A 16,596-nucleotide genomic window follows, 5' to 3' on the forward strand; every position below is an offset into this window, starting at 1 on the left:
TATCTTACAAAAACTGTTATCGTGTAATTATAACTTGACCGCTAAGTGGAACTTCCGTTCCAGAAGCTGGAGTTATTAAACCTTTAGCAATAATTGTATAGTACCCATTAGCAACTAGGCTTATGCCTGCAAGTGTTGTTTTTACAGCAGAGGTTACATTATCTTTAATATCAAAAGAATAGCTGCCAGCTGCAAGTGGTACAAAAGCACTTATACCCTTGTAAGTTTGGTTGGTAGCAACAGAAGCTCCACCGGTGATTGATAAATATAATGCGGGCGCATCTGGAGATAAATTAATAAACCTAACAAATGCATTTGTAGTTGAGGTTGCGCTTAAATCATCACTTACAAAAATACTTTCAAACGCATCTGGTCTTCCAACCAAATAAAATGACTGGTAAGTATTTTGAGCCAGACTCACATTCTTAGTCAATAAACTTTCAGCTCTACCAGCAGTTGTAAACTTCAAATCGTATGTTCCCACAACCTGTTGAGTATAAGCAACGGAACCACCTAGTGGTAAGGCTGCACTATTTAATTTTTTATCTCCTAAATAAACATCATAGGTAGCGGCAGTTGGGGAAGCATTAATAACTGTGATGGCTGAATAAGGGGTTGTATCAGTTTCTGACTTTTTACATGAGCTTAAAACAACTAAGCCAATTCCCAATATTAGAAAGCCTAATTTTGTTTGTAAGCTTTTTAAAGATGTAGTAAATGATCTTATCATAATCAAAGAATATATTAAATTTAGACAAATATTGCTTTTTATCTTAATAGAGTCGTGTTAAACTTTGTTAAATGATATTTTTATTAAAAAATGAACCTAGTTACGTCAGATTAGTTTAATAAAGTTTAAAAAAATCAGATTATTATTGCACAAGCCAATTTTTATTTAAACCTTTGCACCTCAACTAATTTAATACGGATTAGCAAACAAAATAATGAGCAAGAATATTATCCATAAACTTTCAATTTTAGAAGCAAAGAATATTGCGGCTAAAAGCTTGTTTATTGAGCGTTTACACCCCGTATTTTATATCACCACCAATCGGCAAAATTATACGCCACGTATTTAGTACTTCTTACTAATACCAACGAGGAATTGATCCTCTCTAAAAACCCAATTAACAAGAATACCTTAATTTTTCGTTAGAGAAACGAATGAATATTAATGAATTTATAGTACAAGTCGCTATCGCTGAACATTATGTTTTTGCAGAAGAGATTGTAACAGAAATGGCTGAATCAGCGAAAGCTAGAGGTACAGGCATTGCTAAACGTTCACCAGAATATATTGCCAGCAAAATGAAAGAAGGCAAGTCTGTGATTGCTTTCCATAAAGATGGCTCTTGGGCAGGCTTTTGCTATATTGAAACCTGGAGCCACGGTCAATTTGTAGCGAACTCTGGTTTAATAGTTAGCCCAAAATATAGAAAAGGAGGCTTGGCTCATGCTATAAAGCAAGAGATCTTTAACTTGTCTAGAGCACTATATCCCAAAGCAAAAATATTTGGTTTAACTACCGGATTAGCCGTGATGAAAATCAACTCTGATTTAGGGTATGAGCCCGTTACTTATTCTGAGTTAACACAAGATGAAGATTTTTGGAAAGGCTGTCAAAGTTGCGTGAATTTCGAAATCTTAAAAATGAAGGATCGTAAAAACTGCATGTGTACGGCAATGCTTTATGATCCTGCAGAGAAAAAACACGAAGCAGCCAAGATTTTTGCTGAAGAACTACAGAAAAAACCTGGGCTATATGAACGTTTTATGCGTATTAAATCGAGATTGGTTATTAAACCAAAATCTGGATTAAAATCAGTTTTACTATTGTTTACTCTATTATTTAAATAAATGAAGAAGAAAGTTGTTTTAGCGTTTAGCGGAGGATTAGATACCTCATTTTGTTGCATTCACTTAGCTGAAGATCGTGGTTTAGAGGTTCACTCTGTAATTGTTAATACTGGTGGTTTTTCTGGTGAAGAATTGCAAGAAATTGAGAAACGTGCCTATGCTTTAGGGGTTGCATCTCACGCTGTAGTAGATGAAACTGAGAGTTATTACGATGGTTGCATCAAATACTTAGTATTTGGTAATGTATTAAAGAATGCAACTTACCCTCTTTCAGTAAGTGCTGAGCGTGTAAGCCAGGCTACCGCGATTGCCAATTATGTGAAGAAAATTGGTGCAGATTACGTTGCTCATGGAAGTACAGGAGCGGGTAATGACCAAGTTCGTTTCGATATGATTTTCAACATCCTTATTCCTGAAGTAGAAATCATAACGCCAATTAGAGATTTAAAATTATCCCGCGAAGCGGAAATAGAATATTTAGCCAAACATGGTGTTGAGTATAGTGCAGAAAAAGCAAGATATTCAATTAATAAAGGCTTATGGGGAACATCTGTTGGAGGAAAAGAAACTTTAACTTCTAACGAAACTTTACCAGAAAGTGCTTGGCCTACTCAAGTTTCAGAAACCGAAGCTAAAAGAATTGAATTGACATTTGAAAAAGGAGAATTGGTTGGTATAGACGGAGAAAAGTTAAATCCAGTTGTAGCAATCCAAAAATTACAAGCAATTGCTCAACCTTTCGGTATTGGTAGAGATATTCATGTAGGTGACACTATTATAGGGATTAAAGGTCGTGTTGGTTTTGAAGCAGCAGCTCCAATTATCATTATTAAGGCCCACCATACTTTAGAAAAACATACCTTAACTAAATGGCAATTGAGTTGGAAAGAGCAGTTGTCATCATTTTACGGAAACTGGCTACATGAAGGTCAATTTCACGACCCAATAATGCGGAATATAGAAGCTTTTTTAGCCGATACACAAAAAGTTGTAAGCGGTAAAGTATTTGTAGAGTTATTGCCATATCGTTTCCAGATTATCGGAATTGAATCTAACCATGATTTAATGAGCAATAAATTTGGCAGTTATGGCGAAATGAATAATGCTTGGAGCGGAGAAGATGTTAAAGGTTTCTCTAAAATTTTTGGTAACCAAGTAATGATTTGGCATAAAGTAAACGGAGAAGAAACAGAAAGCTAAAAGACTAAAGCAGAAAGCCAACCACCTTTCGTCATTGCGAGGAGGAGCGACGAAGCAATCTCCTAATGTTGTCATCCTGAGCTTGCCGAAGGGCAATAGATAAAATATGATAGAAATCCTTTCAAAAGAAAATTGTTTAAGCCATTACAAATGGGGCGATAATTGTGACGGGTGGAATTTTTTAAGCAAAGCAGATGCAGCTATTAAGCAAGAATTGATGCCGGCTAAAACTGCTGAGAAATTGCATTTTCACACTTATGCCGAGCAGTTTTTCTACATTTTAAAAGGACAGGCAACATTTTTTATAGAAAATGAAACCGTTTTAGTCGATGCAAATACTGGTTTGCAAATAAAAGCAGGCGACAAACATAAAATCTCGAATGAAACAAATCAAGATTTAGAATTTATACTTTTCTCCTATCCATCAACTCAAAATGACAGAACAGATTGTGAATAGTAAAAAAATAAAAGCAGGAATTATTGGTGGTGCAGGTTATACCGGCGGTGAAATGTTACGTATCTTGGTTAACCACCCTAACGTAGAAATCGCTTTCGTAAATAGTACAAGCAACGCTGGAAATTTAATTTCTGATGTACATACGGATTTAATTGGTGATACTGATTTAAAATTTACAAGTGATATTCCTCAAGATATTGATGTGCTTTTTTTATGCGTTGGACACGGTGATGCAAAGAAATTTTTGGATGTAAATCCAATTAACGAAAATATTAAAATCATCGATTTATCACAAGATTTTAGACTTACCGATAACTCGCAACTCGCAACCCGTAACTTTATTTACGGTTTGCCTGAGTTAAATCGTGATGCGATAAAAAACGCAAAAAACATTGCTAACCCCGGTTGTTTTGCAACTTGTATACAGTTAGGCTTATTACCACTGGCTGCAAAAGGATTAATTAAAAACGAAGTTCATATCAATGCTACTACTGGATCAACTGGAGCCGGACAAAGCTTAGCTACAACTTCACATTTTAGCTGGAGAAATAACAATCTTTCTATTTACAAAGCTTTTGAACATCAACATTTAAATGAAATTGGAGAAAGTTTAGTACAGCTTCAGCCATCAATTTCTGAAGCTTTAAATTTCATCCCACAACGTGGCGCTTTTACTAGGGGCATTTTAGCTTCAATGTATTTAGAAAGTGATTTGACTTTAGAAAAAGCTCAGACTATTTACGAAGATTATTATAGTACTCATCCATTTACACACGTAAGCCGGAAAAACATAGATTTAAAACAGGTTGTAAACACCAATAAGGCATTGGTTCATATCGAAAAACACGGAAATAAATTATTTATCATCAGTGCAATCGACAACCTATTAAAAGGCGCAAGCGGACAAGCGGTTCAGAATATGAATTTGATGTTTGGCTTGGAAGAAACAGCTGGCTTGAAGTTAAAAGCAGCTTATTTTTAGTGGTACGTTATAAGTTTTAAGTAATAAGTGTATGCAAAATTTCAAAGAGTTAAAAGTGTGGGAGAAAGCGCACCAAATTACACTTAGTATTTATAAGGTAAGTGCCAATTTTCCTAAAGAAGAGATTTATAGTTTAACAAATCAACTGCGGCGTGCTGTTTCATCAATACCAGCTAATATTGCAGAAGGATGTGGTAAAAATACCCAAGCAGATTTAGCTAATTTTTTAAATATATCTTTAGGTTCAGCTAATGAAGCAGAATATTTCTTGATTTTATCTAAAGATTTAGATTATTTAACCGAAGAACAGTTTTCAATTTTATCAAACAGTATTAATGAAGTTAAGGCAATGCTTATCAGCTTGATTGGAAGAGTGAGAAGTAAATATGCTCCCAAACCTATAACTTAAAACGTACTACTTATAACTTAAATTACAATGCAATTATTCGACGTTTACCCACTTAACGATATAGAAATTACAAAGGCATCTGGCAGTAATGTTTGGGATGCTAACGAACAAAAATATTTAGATTTATATGGCGGTCATGCTGTAATATCTATCGGTCATACAAACCCACATTATGTAACTCGCTTAACCGACCAATTAAACAAGGTAGGATTTTATTCTAATTCGGTTAAAATTCCTTTACAGGTTCAATTGGCAGAAAAATTAGGTAAAGTTTCTGGCAAAAAAGATTTTCAATTATTCTTGTGTAATTCTGGTGCCGAGGCAAACGAAAATGCTTTAAAATTGGCTTCGTTTTACAATGGAAAGAAAAAAGTTATTGCTTTTTCAGGTGCATTTCACGGACGTACTTCTTTAGCGGTTGCTGTTACAGATAATCCGAAAATTGTTGCTCCTGTTAACCAGACTGAAAATGTCATCTTTTTGCCTCATAATAACGAGATTGCATTAGAGGAAACTTTTAAAGCACAGGGCGATGAAATTTGCGCTGTAATTATCGAAGGTATTCAAGGTGTTGGTGGAATCAAAGAAGCTTCAAAAAGTTTCTTGCAAAAAATCCGTTCGCTTTGCGATGAATATAATGCAGTATATATTGCAGACAGTGTTCAGTGCGGTTATGGCAGAACAGGCTTATTTTATTCACACGATTATGCGGGCGTAGAAGCTGACGTTTATACAATGGCTAAGGGAATGGGTAACGGATTTCCTGTAGCAGGAATTTCAATTGCACCAAAGTTTAAACCTTGGCACGGAGAATTAGGAACAACCTTCGGTGGAAATCACTTGGCTTGTGCTGCAGCATTGGCCGTTTTAGAAGTGATGGAAAAAGATAACTTGATGAAAAATGCTGAAGAAATAGGCAACTATTTAATTGAAGAATTGAATAAATTTGAGCAAGTAAAAGAAGTTAGAGGTCGTGGTTTAATGATTGGCATTGAATTACCAGAAGAATTAGCTCACGTTAAAAAAGATTTGTTGTTTAAACATTTCATTTTTACTGGTGAAGCTAAACCAAACGTAATTCGTTTGTTGCCAGCTTTAAATCTTACAAGGGAGAATGCAGACGAGTTTTTGGCAGCATTCAGCAAACTAGTTAAATAATAATTTGTCATCCTGCGAAGGAAGGATCTAAACAAAAGATGCTTCGACAAGCTCAGCATGACAGCATAAAAAATATACAGATATGAAGTTATTCACTTCCGTACACGATGTTCCGAGCATCAAACAATTTGTAAAGGATGCACTGGCATTAAAGGCAAATCCTTATGCACACCAAGATTTGGGTAAAAACAAAACATTAGGGTTGGTTTTTATGAATCCAAGTTTGCGTACTCGTTTAAGCACTCAAAAAGCTGCGCTAAATTTGGGAATGAACGTAATGGTAATGAACTTGGATAAAGAAGGCTGGGCATTAGAAACTCAAGATGGTGTAGTAATGAATGGTTCAACTGTTGAGCATATTCGTGAAGCTGCTGCTGTTATGGGTCAATATTGTGATATTTTAGGTTTGCGTTCTTTTCCAAAATTGCAAAACAGGGAAGAAGATTACAGCGAAGACTTCTTCAATAAATTTGTGAAATATTGCGCTGTTCCTGTGGTAAGCTTAGAAAGTGCAACTCGCCACCCATTGCAAAGTTTTGCAGATATCATTACCATTCACGAAACTTGGAACCCACTAAGAGTTGGTGCTAACGATAAACCTAAAGTTGTTTTGGCTTGGGCGCCACACGTAAAAGCATTACCTCAAGCTGTTCCGAATTCATTCGCAGAATGGATGTGTAAAGCACAAGCAGAAGGAATGATAGATTTTACGATTGCGCAACCAGAAGGATATGAACTTGCTGAAGATTTTACGCTGGGAGCTAAAATTGAATATAATTTAGAAGAAGCTTTAACTGGTGCGGATTATATTTACGTGAAGAATTGGAGCAGCTATAAAGAATATGGTAAAGTTTTAACTTATCCAGATGGCTGGATGATGAACAACGATAAGTTGAAATTCACAAATGATGCTAAGGTAATGCATTGTTTACCTGTTCGTCGTGATTTAGAATTGTCTTCTGAGATTTTGGACGGCCCGAATTCATTGGTTATCCATGAAGCCGGAAACAGACTTTGGTCGGCACAAGCAGTTTTAAAAGCGATGTTAGAAGAACTATAAAAAAGAGCTCGTCATTGCGAGGCACGAAGCAATCTTAAAGTGGTAGAAAAGCAAAATGGAAAGAGGTGGATACGTTTATATTATGACGAATGTATTTAATAACATTTATTATACAGGGGTAACTTCTGATTTAAGAAACCGTGTTTGGGAACATAAAAACTGTGTATATCCTAAAAGTTTCACCTCAAAATATAAATGCTGCAAATTGGTATACTTTGAATTTTTTCTGCATATCGAAGAAGCGATTGATGAAGAAAAAAGAATTAAGGGGGGCAATAGACAGCAAAAGATAAATCTAATAAAGGCATTAAATCCTAATTGGTTAGATTTGTTTGAAACATTAGATTAACTAAGATTGAGCATTAGGATTGCTTCGTGCCTCGCAATGACGATACATATATGAAACAACTAACCATTATAAAAATTGGCGGAAACGTAATTGATAATTCTCAGAATTTACATCAATTTCTATTAGATTTTACTGCTTTACCTGGAGATAAAATCTTAATTCATGGTGGTGGAAAAATTGCGACCGAACTTGGAGAAAGTTTGGGTATTGAAGCCAAAATGGTTGATGGAAGACGGATTACTGATATTGAGACTTTACGTATTGTAACAATGGTTTACGCTGGCCTTATTAATAAAAATATGGTGGCTCAGTTACAAGCAAAAGGTAATAATGCAATTGGTTTAACTGGCGCTGATGGAAATATCATTAAAGCTAAAAAACGACCTGTAAAAGATATCGACTATGGCTTTGTTGGAGATTTAGATGAAAATTCTATTTCATCAACTACGCTGGATAGCTTGTTAAAAGCGGGTTTAACACCAGTTTTATGTGCCATTACTCATGATGGAGATATGCAATTGTTAAACACAAATGCTGATACGATTGCTTCGGCTGTTGCTGTTGCAATGTCATCATTATATGAAACACGATTGGTATATTGCTTCGAGAAAAAAGGTGTGCTGAAAGATGTAAATGATGATGCTACGGTTGTTCACGAGATCAAAGCAAGTGAATTTGAAGCTTTAAAAGCAGATGGTACTGTACAAGGCGGAATGATACCTAAATTGCACAATGCTTTTGAAGCAATTAACAAAGGAGTTGCGGCTGTTTACATTGGCAAAGCTGATGAGCTAGTAGAATTGGAAGGTGGAAACTTTGGGACAAAACTGAACCCCTAATCCCCTAAAGGGGACTTGGCGTTGTGTATTAAAATAAAACCGCAAAGGCACAAAGTACGCAAAGAAATACAATTTTACCTGGTGGTCTTTGTGCTTTAGTGGTAAATCAGTTTGCGATGGCAAGGAAAAGGGACAAATTAACCACTGCCCTTGCAAGCTAAACCTGATAGTAGCGAAAAGCTCCCGATATTTCTTCGGGACTTGTAGCGAATAGCAGGGCTGACATTAATAGAGGCAAAAGCCTTACTTTTCTAATAAATATTAAATCGGTGAAGTCACTCTAATCGGTGAAATCACTTTAATCGGTGAAATCATTAAAAATGACAAAAAAAATAGCAATTATAGGTTCTGGAAATATCGGTATTTCTTTAGCGAAAGGACTAGTGAAGGCTGACTACACATCGGCTGCTCAAATTACTTTAACACGCAGAAGTTTAGACCATCTAAAACCCTTTGCAGTTGCAGGATTTAATATCAGCAATGATAATAAAACAGCTGTAGCAAATGCTGATGTTGTGATTTTAGCAGTTTTGCCGCAGCAATTAAATTTAGTTTTAGATGAAATTTCATCAGCTATAAATCCTATTAAACACTTGGTGATTTCCGTGATTTCTGGTGTAAGTTGCGCAGCGGTAAAAGAAAAGTTAGGCAATGATGTAGAAGTAATCAGAGCGATGCCAAACACAGCTATTGCCATCGGTCAATCTATGACTTGTATTGCAAGTGATAATGCTTCTGCGGAGAATTTATCTGATGTTACCAAAATGTTCGAGACCGTTGGTTCTGTAGTTAAAATCAATGAAGATTTAATGACCTCGGCAACTGCACTTTGTGCTTGTGGTATTGCATTCTTTTTAAGAGCAATTAGGGCAGCATCACAAGGTGGAGTAGAGATTGGGTTTCACGCAGATGAAGCGCTGAAAATGGCTGTTCAGACGGCAAAAGGAGCTGCCGATTTACTTTTACTACATGGAACACATCCAGAGTCAGAAATAGATAAAGTAACTTCGCCCAAAGGCTGTACCATTGCAGGCTTAAACGAAATGGAGCATAATGGCTTTAGTTCATCGTTAATTAAAGGCATTAAGCTTTCAGCTTTAAAAGCTGGAAATTTATATACAAAGGAAAGCTAAAAAAATAAAGACCAAAGCGAAAAGTTAGAAGGCTTGATGGCGGCGGGAAGGTTCAAGAAGCTAATCTAAATACGCATTACTCAATACTATGATTGAAAACATACAAAAAGAAAGTCTGGATTTATTGCGACAATTAATTCGCATCCAATCTTTTAGTAAGGAAGAAGATAGAACGGCGAATTTAATCGCACAATTTTTAGAAGAACGTGGGGTGAAAACCTATCGCAAAATGAATAATGTTTGGGCTTATAACCAGCATTTTGATCCTGCAAAACCAACATTACTTTTAAACTCTCATCATGATACCGTTAAGCCAAATTCTGGTTACACTCGTGATCCTTATGATGCTGCCATTGAAGGAGATAAATTATTTGGTTTAGGAAGTAATGATGCTGGTGGTTGTTTAGTTTCTTTGATTGGAACTTTTCTGTACTTCTATCCTCAAGAAGGCTTAAAATATAATATTTGTTTAGCCGCAACTGCGGAAGAAGAGATTTCTGGTAACAACGGATTGGAATTAGTTCTCCCAGATTTAGGCGAATTAGAGTTCGGAATTGTAGGCGAACCAACCGAAATGAATTTAGCCATTGCAGAACGTGGTTTGCTGGTTTTAGATTGTACTTCACATGGAAAAGCTGGTCACGCGGCTAGAGAAGAAGGAGAAAATGCGATCTACAAAGCACTAAAAGACATTGAGTGGTTTAGGAATTACCAGTTCCCAAAAGTTTCTGAGGTTTTCGGCCCTTTAAAAATGACGGTTACGATTATCAATGCTGGCTCACAACATAACGTAGTTCCTGCTAATTGTACTTTTACGGTTGATGTTCGTGTAACAGATTCTTACACCAATGAAGAGGTTTTGGAAATCATCAGGGCAAATGTAGATTGTGATGTGACGCCTCGCTCTATTCGCTTAAAACCATCATCTATTGATAAAAATCATCCTGTGGTTTTAGCCGGTGTAAATTTAGGTAAAACAACTTATGGCTCTCCTACAACATCAGACCAAGCATTATTAGATATCCCATCTGTAAAATGTGGTCCAGGTTTCTCTGGCCGCTCGCATATGGCAGATGAGTTTTTATACGTTCGTGAGGTTGCTGAAGGCGTAGCAGGTTATGTAAATATGTTGAAGCCAGTTATTAACGGAAAATAGAATAAATAAAAAAGCCTCATTTAGACCGGATTGCAAATCTTGACTAATTACAAAATAGAATAAATAAAAAACCGCTGATTGGTAGATTTTCCTTCGACTATGCTCAGGATGACAAAATCTGCAAATCAGCGGCTAACAATAGTTTTATCTAGTTTTCTTCTCCTCCATCAAAAGCCCTAGTCTCTAAATGTTTCTCCATATCTAAACGGTTAACACCTTTGCTCCACCATTCTGGTGCTGGTTTTCCTTTTAACATATAATCGAAGTATTCCATCATTCGCACAGCGTAATCTTTACGATTTGGCAATTTAGCAATACCATGATTTTCTCCACGATAAGTAATCATCACCACTGGTTTATTCAGTCTTCTTAAACCGTTGTAGTATTCAATTCCTTGCGTAAAATCTACCGCACCATCTTTATCGTTGTGTAAAAGCAACAAAGGAGTTTGTACTTTTTTAATGTGGTAAACTGGAGAGTTGCGAGCAAAGGCATCCCAATTATCCCAGTAACCTGGCGTTAAACGACCTTGACTAGCTTCAAAAATTGCCTGATTTGTACCACCGCTATTCCAATAGATTAAGCTATACATGCTAATCATATTGGTCAATGGCGCACCAGCTGCAGCAGCTTTAAAAATATTGGTTTGTGTAATTAAGAATGATGTTTGGTAGCCACCCCAAGAGTGACCGTGAATGGCAACATTTTTTTCATCAACAATGCCTGTTGCAATGGCGGCCTTAACTGCAGGTACCACACAAGCAACCGCCGACATACCTGGGTCATTTAATTTGTATTTAATATCCGGTTCTAAAACTGCGTAACCATTACTTAAATACATTGCTTTGTTAAATCCACCACCTGGGAAACTTGGCATCGAATAGTTATTCAATCCGTCTGTTAAACGTTCATAAATATAGGTGATGGTTGGATAAGCCTTACCAGGAGCATAATTAGCTGGCAGATATAATGCCGCCTGTAAACTGTCACCATTTGTACTTACATAATCTATTAATTTAACGCCAGCTGTCCAGGCATATTTGGCTTGGTCTGGTGTATTTGAATTTACTTTTTTAGGAGCTGTTAAATCGCTACTTGCACTTGCATAATAGACAGGAGATTCTTTAAAGTTGCTTTTAGTGTAGGCAAAAACTTTTCCTTTCTCTGCTTTCATAAAAGTTCCGTATGCATTGTCATCCATAAACAGAACATTTATTTTATTTTTTCCTGTTGGAAGAATTCCAATACCTGCCTTTTTATCCTTAACATTAAAAACACCGAAATACTGGTCTTTACTTAAATCTGTTCCTTTTTCATCTTCATAAATACGGTATCTCCCGGCTACTTCTGTTTTTTTGCTTTTCCAGTTATCAGAAAGTGAAGCTACACTTTTACCATCAGCAGAGATTTTCCATAAATCATAGTTGTCCATAATTAATGCGTACTTAGAATCGCTAGACCAACCTAAATTTTGAGTGGAGGGTTTTAAAACATTATGGTCGTCTAGCTCATTAATGAAGGATGATTTAATGCTCCCTGTTAAGTTAGCCGTTGCACCTGTTTCTAAATTGATGCTATAAAATGCTCCATCCACATAATAACTTGCTATTTTACCATTTGGAGCAATTGATAATCTGCCGCCATTTGTGGCATACATTTTTTCGAACAAACGTTTTTTAACACCCGTTTTAAGATCGATTAAATAAATGTCAGTATAACTTTGTCCATCTAAATTCCCAGCTAATTCATAATTAGAATTATCATAACCAATTGCATACAATTGCTTTGGCGCAACTACAACATTACGCATATTGCTATCTGCTAACTGGGTAAATTTTTTATCTGCTATGCGATAAGAACTTGTATAACTAAAGCTTTTATCCCTCATTTCTTGGGTTTGCTGTGCAGATTGGAGGCGTTTATCTTGCCAGTTCCAAATGATCATATCAGGTTTTTCGATATCATCTTTTTTAGGTTCAGGTTTAACTACTTTAGCTAAACTATCAGCTTTTGCATCTGGTTTTTTAGATTTAGACACACTATCCGTTTTCTTATCATCCTTTTTTTCTAAAGTATTGATACCGAAAAACAAAGTTGATTGATCATCTGACCAATATGGCGTTGCATTGTTATTTACACCTTTTCCTTTCGGGAAAGTAACATCGTCTAAGCTATTGTAAATTACTTTATTGGTTAAATCACCATTAATTTTGTTAATACCGATTACACTAAAAACATCCTCTTTATATTTTTCGTTTTTGTTAGATTTCAATAAGGCAAACGCATTTCCATCCTCATTCCAGTTTACGCTTTTATAAACGGCTTTGTCATTATCCAACGCAGTTGTTAAACCTGTTTTCATATCTCTTAAAAACACACCGTTCCCATTTTGTCCATTTGCATCTACTGTATAAGCTAACTGGTCGCCAGCTTTATTAAAAGCAAATTCTGATACATTACCAATGTTGAAACTCTTCTTAGTAGCCAAATTATATAACAGCACATCAGTTCCTTTTGCTGCATCTTTATCTTTAGGTGCAGTTTCTAATGGCGCAAATTGTATGGCAATCCAAGATGAATTTTCACCCGAAAAACTAAAACTTCTTACCCTTTCAAATGAAGTTTGTTTATTGTCGGCTAAATAAACTACAGTCAATTTATCGTACAAAGGTTTCATTGTTTTTTTTGCTGCCTTAACTTCGGCATCTTTTGCAGAAACCTTAAAAGCAGCATATCTAGAGTCTTTTGAAAAGAGTAAAGGGTTTGCGGTTGCGCCAATTGGATGCGAATAACTCAAAGTATCGAATGTTTTTCGAATAGTCATTTTTAAGTCGCCTTCAGTTGGTCCGCTTGCCCAAGCCATCCATTGGCCATCTGGCGATAAAGCATTTCCTCTGTTATAGTTCCACTTTGAAACATCTTTCCAAGTTAATGCCGCTTGCTCTTGAGCCAATGCATTTGTTGCAAGCGATATTGCAAAAACGAATAGAATAAGTTTTAAATTCTTCATAATTAATGGTTTGTTAATGCTAAAATACTGTTTTAAAATAAAATTATTGCATAGCCAGATAAATTTGCAGTCTTGATACTTGATACGAAATACTTGCTACTTATTCGTACTTTTGCAATGCATTTTTAAGCTCCTAATAATAACAATGAAGATTTGGCAAAAAAATATTGAAGTAAATAAAGGCATCGAAGCATTTACAGTTGGTAAAGACAGAGAATTGGATTTACAAATGGCAGCTTTTGATGTTTTGGGTTCTTTGGCTCATGTAGAGATGTTGGCCAGTATTAATTTGCTAACAGCTTATGAGTTGGCCGAAGTTCAAACTGCCTTAAAAGTGATTTATAAAGAAATTGAAGAAGGCAAATTTACCATTGATGATAGCGTAGAAGATGTACACTCACAAGTAGAATGGCTATTAACACAGCGCATCGGCGAAGCAGGTAAAAAAATCCATAGCGGTCGCTCTCGTAACGACCAAGTTTTGGTTGATTTGAAATTATATTTCAGGGCTTGTATTCAAGAAATGGTAGAAAATACCTCAACCTTGTTTAACCAATTAATTTTATTGAGCAATACGCATAAAGACAAACTTTTGCCTGGTTATACGCACTTACAAATCGCTATGCCATCTTCTTTCGGATTATGGTTTGGCGCTTATGCAGAGAGTTTGGCAGATGATATGGAATTGATGCTTGCGGCTTACAAAGTTTGCAACAAAAATCCTTTAGGTTCTGCTGCCGGATATGGTTCTTCTTTTCCATTAAATAGAACAATGACAACCGAATTGTTAGGTTTCGAAAAGCTAAATTACAATGTGGTTTATGCACAAATGGGTAGAGGCAAAACAGAAAGAATTTTAGGTCAGGCGATGTCTTCTGTTGCTGCAACACTAGCAAAAATGGCGATGGATGTTTGTTTGTTCATCAATCAGAATTTTGGGTTTATCACTTTTCCAGATGAATTAACAACTGGTTCGAGTATCATGCCGCATAAAAAAAATCCAGATGTTTTTGAGTTAATTCGTTCTCGTTGTAATAAAATTCAGGCTTTGCCAAATGAAATTGCAATGATGACCACCAATTTACCATCAGGTTACCATAGAGATTTACAATTGCTAAAGGAAAACCTTTTCCCTGCAATCACATCTTTAAATGAGTGTTTGGAAATGTGCACTTTTATGTTGCAAAACATTACAGTTAAAGACCATATTTTAGATGATAAAAAATACGATTACCTATTTAGTGTTGATGTGGTAAATGAATTAGCGCTAAGCGGAACTCCGTTTAGAGAAGCCTATAAAATTGTTGGCGAAACCATCGATAATGGAACTTTTGCACCAAACAAAACTGTTAAACATACACACGAAGGAAGCATTGGCAACTTATGTAATCCAGAAATTGAGACAATGATGAATGAAGTTTTAGCTCAATTTAAGTTTGAAAAGGTAAACAAAGCGATAGCTGATCTGGTTAAATAAAGGAAGCAAAAACAGGATTTGAAATACTGAAAAAAGTTAATTAAACCTGATAGCAGTGGATCCCGATTTTTCATCGGAGAAACGAATAGCAGGACTGCAGCAGATAAAAGCTAATGACTTTCATTTCAAAAAGATAAAAAATACAGCAAGGAAATTGTTTTCCCGAAGTATCAGGACAGGCCGTACTTCGCAATAACGTAAATCATAAAATAGTAATAAAATAAATCTACATAAAATGAATGTATCAGTATTAGCAAACACACTTATCGGTTCAGAAATTATTAAAATTGGAAACGAAGTTAATGACATGAAGCGTAAGGGTGCGCAAATTGCTAACCTAACTATTGGCGATTTTGACTCATCCATTTTCCCTATACCAAAACCGTTAGAAGAAGCGATTGTAAAAGCCTATCGTGAAGGACATACTAATTATCCGCCAGCAGATGGTATTTTACCATTACGTGAAACAGTTGTTGAAATCTTAAAAGACCGTTATGAGCTAGACTATGGTTTAAATGAAATTTTAATTGCTGGTGGTTCTCGCCCATTAATTTATGCTACCTATTTAGCATTGATTGACCCAGGTGATACTGTGATTTATCCGGCACCATCATGGAACAATAATCACTACTGCCATCTTTCTGCAGCCAAGGGAATTGCGATTGAAACTACAGTTGAAAATAATTTTATGCCAACTGCAGCACAACTAAAACCGCATTTAAAAGGAGCGACTTTACTAGCTTTATGTTCGCCTTTAAATCCAACAGGCACCATGTTTACACAACAACAGTTGGAAGAAATTTGCGATATCGTTATAGAAGAAAATAAATCACGCAAGGCGGATGAAAAGCCCTTGTACATTATGTATGATCAGATTTATTCATTGCTAACTTTTGATAAAGAACATGTTAATCCAGTTAGTTTACGTCCAGAATTGAAAGATTATATAATTTATATCGATGGAATTTCTAAATGTTTAGCCGCTACGGGAGTTCGAGTAGGCTGGGCTTTTGGACCAGAAAATGTGATTGGCAAAATGAAATCACTGTTAGGCCACATTGGTGCTTGGGCACCTAAAGCAGAGCAAGTTGCTGTGGCAGATTATTTCAAAAACAAAACATTGGTTGATGAATTTCTTAGCAGCTTTAAAGCACAAGTTCAAGCAAGTTTAGATGAATTATACACTGGTTTTCAGCAATTAAAAAGTGAAGGTTTCGCTGTTGATGCAGTTATCCCTATGGGTGCAATTTATCTAACTTTAAAAATAGATTATATCGGTAAAACTACTCCAAGTGGCGATTTACTAAAAAACAGTGCAGATGTAAATTTCTATCTAATTAAAGAAGCACAAGCAGCAATTGTTCCATTCTCTGCTTTTGGTAATGAAGAAAATATGCCTTGGTTTAGGGCTTCAATTGGCGGATGTTCCTTACAAGACATCAAAGACATGTTGCCTAGAATTGCTACCGTGTTAAGCAAGTTGAAATAGTTAAACGTCTTTTCAAGATA

At 35.9% G+C, this 16,596-nt stretch carries 16 protein-coding genes; 14 read left to right on the top strand and 2 right to left on the bottom strand.

Annotation, left to right across the window (positions count from 1 at the left end):
• Positions 1–16: 16 nt before the first annotated feature.
• A complete protein-coding gene (locus FA048_RS02715; protein WP_136838671.1) occupies positions 17–730 on the bottom strand; it encodes a DUF4397 domain-containing protein in 714 nt (237 codons plus the stop codon).
• A gap of 214 nt (positions 731–944) precedes the next feature.
• Between FA048_RS02715 and FA048_RS20000 the strand changes: the two genes are divergently transcribed.
• From FA048_RS20000 to FA048_RS02770, 12 genes are all read left to right on the top strand, one after another.
• Positions 945–1,079, top strand: coding sequence for a hypothetical protein (locus FA048_RS20000; protein ID WP_262709715.1), 135 nt, complete (start codon positions 945–947; stop codon positions 1,077–1,079).
• 85 nt (positions 1,080–1,164) lie between these two features.
• Positions 1,165–1,857 (top strand): GNAT family N-acetyltransferase, encoded by a 693-nt coding sequence (locus FA048_RS02720; protein ID WP_136838672.1) that lies wholly within the window; start codon positions 1,165–1,167, stop codon positions 1,855–1,857.
• Positions 1,858–3,057: an argininosuccinate synthase gene (locus FA048_RS02725; RefSeq protein WP_136838673.1), complete on the top strand. Its 1,200-nt coding sequence runs from the start codon at positions 1,858–1,860 to the stop codon at positions 3,055–3,057.
• Positions 3,058–3,163: 106 nt separating this feature from the next.
• Positions 3,164–3,514 (top strand): cupin domain-containing protein, encoded by a 351-nt coding sequence (locus FA048_RS02730; protein ID WP_136838674.1) that lies wholly within the window; start codon positions 3,164–3,166, stop codon positions 3,512–3,514.
• The gene (gene argC / locus FA048_RS02735; RefSeq protein ID WP_136838675.1) at positions 3,492–4,496 is read left to right on the top strand and encodes an N-acetyl-gamma-glutamyl-phosphate reductase; all 1,005 of its coding nucleotides are present in this window, start codon (positions 3,492–3,494) and stop codon (positions 4,494–4,496) included. Before FA048_RS02730 ends, argC begins: the two co-directional genes overlap by 23 nt.
• Before the next feature lie 31 nt (positions 4,497–4,527).
• Positions 4,528–4,905 carry a four helix bundle protein gene (locus FA048_RS02740; protein ID WP_136838676.1) on the top strand — a complete coding sequence of 126 codons (378 nt, stop codon included), beginning with the start codon at positions 4,528–4,530 and terminating at the stop codon, positions 4,903–4,905.
• Positions 4,906–4,932: 27 nt separating this feature from the next.
• Positions 4,933–6,063: an aspartate aminotransferase family protein gene (locus FA048_RS02745; RefSeq protein WP_136838677.1), complete on the top strand. Its 1,131-nt coding sequence runs from the start codon at positions 4,933–4,935 to the stop codon at positions 6,061–6,063.
• Between the two features lie 82 nt (positions 6,064–6,145).
• Positions 6,146–7,123, top strand: coding sequence for a Rossmann-fold NAD(P)-binding domain-containing protein (locus FA048_RS02750; RefSeq protein ID WP_136838678.1), 978 nt, complete (start codon positions 6,146–6,148; stop codon positions 7,121–7,123).
• Positions 7,124–7,178: 55 nt separating this feature from the next.
• The gene (locus FA048_RS02755) at positions 7,179–7,472 is read left to right on the top strand and encodes a GIY-YIG nuclease family protein (protein WP_169306801.1); all 294 of its coding nucleotides are present in this window, start codon (positions 7,179–7,181) and stop codon (positions 7,470–7,472) included.
• A 50-nt stretch (positions 7,473–7,522) separates the two neighbouring features.
• Entirely contained in the window at positions 7,523–8,311 is a 789-nt protein-coding gene (argB, locus tag FA048_RS02760; protein ID WP_136838680.1) for an acetylglutamate kinase, read from the top strand.
• 320 nt (positions 8,312–8,631) lie between these two features.
• Positions 8,632–9,444: a pyrroline-5-carboxylate reductase gene (gene proC, locus FA048_RS02765; protein ID WP_136838681.1), complete on the top strand. Its 813-nt coding sequence runs from the start codon at positions 8,632–8,634 to the stop codon at positions 9,442–9,444.
• 88 nt (positions 9,445–9,532) lie between these two features.
• The gene (locus FA048_RS02770; RefSeq protein ID WP_136838682.1) at positions 9,533–10,600 is read left to right on the top strand and encodes a M20 family metallo-hydrolase; all 1,068 of its coding nucleotides are present in this window, start codon (positions 9,533–9,535) and stop codon (positions 10,598–10,600) included.
• 148 nt (positions 10,601–10,748) lie between these two features.
• Here the strand turns inward: FA048_RS02770 and FA048_RS02775 are convergent, their stop codons facing one another.
• Positions 10,749–13,610, bottom strand: a complete 2,862-nt coding sequence (locus tag FA048_RS02775; RefSeq protein ID WP_136838683.1) for an alpha/beta hydrolase family protein — start codon at positions 13,608–13,610, stop codon at positions 10,749–10,751.
• Between the two features lie 145 nt (positions 13,611–13,755).
• Between FA048_RS02775 and argH the strand changes: the two genes are divergently transcribed.
• Complete coding sequence (gene argH, locus FA048_RS02780) at positions 13,756–15,087, top strand: argininosuccinate lyase (RefSeq protein ID WP_136838684.1); 1,332 nt, start codon at positions 13,756–13,758, stop codon at positions 15,085–15,087.
• A 235-nt stretch (positions 15,088–15,322) separates the two neighbouring features.
• A complete protein-coding gene (locus FA048_RS02785; protein ID WP_136838685.1) occupies positions 15,323–16,576 on the top strand; it encodes a pyridoxal phosphate-dependent aminotransferase in 1,254 nt (417 codons plus the stop codon).
• Positions 16,577–16,596: the final 20 nt, after the last annotated feature.

Source organism: Pedobacter polaris, from assembly GCF_005116505.1.
Taxonomy (GTDB): domain Bacteria; phylum Bacteroidota; class Bacteroidia; order Sphingobacteriales; family Sphingobacteriaceae; genus Pedobacter; species Pedobacter polaris.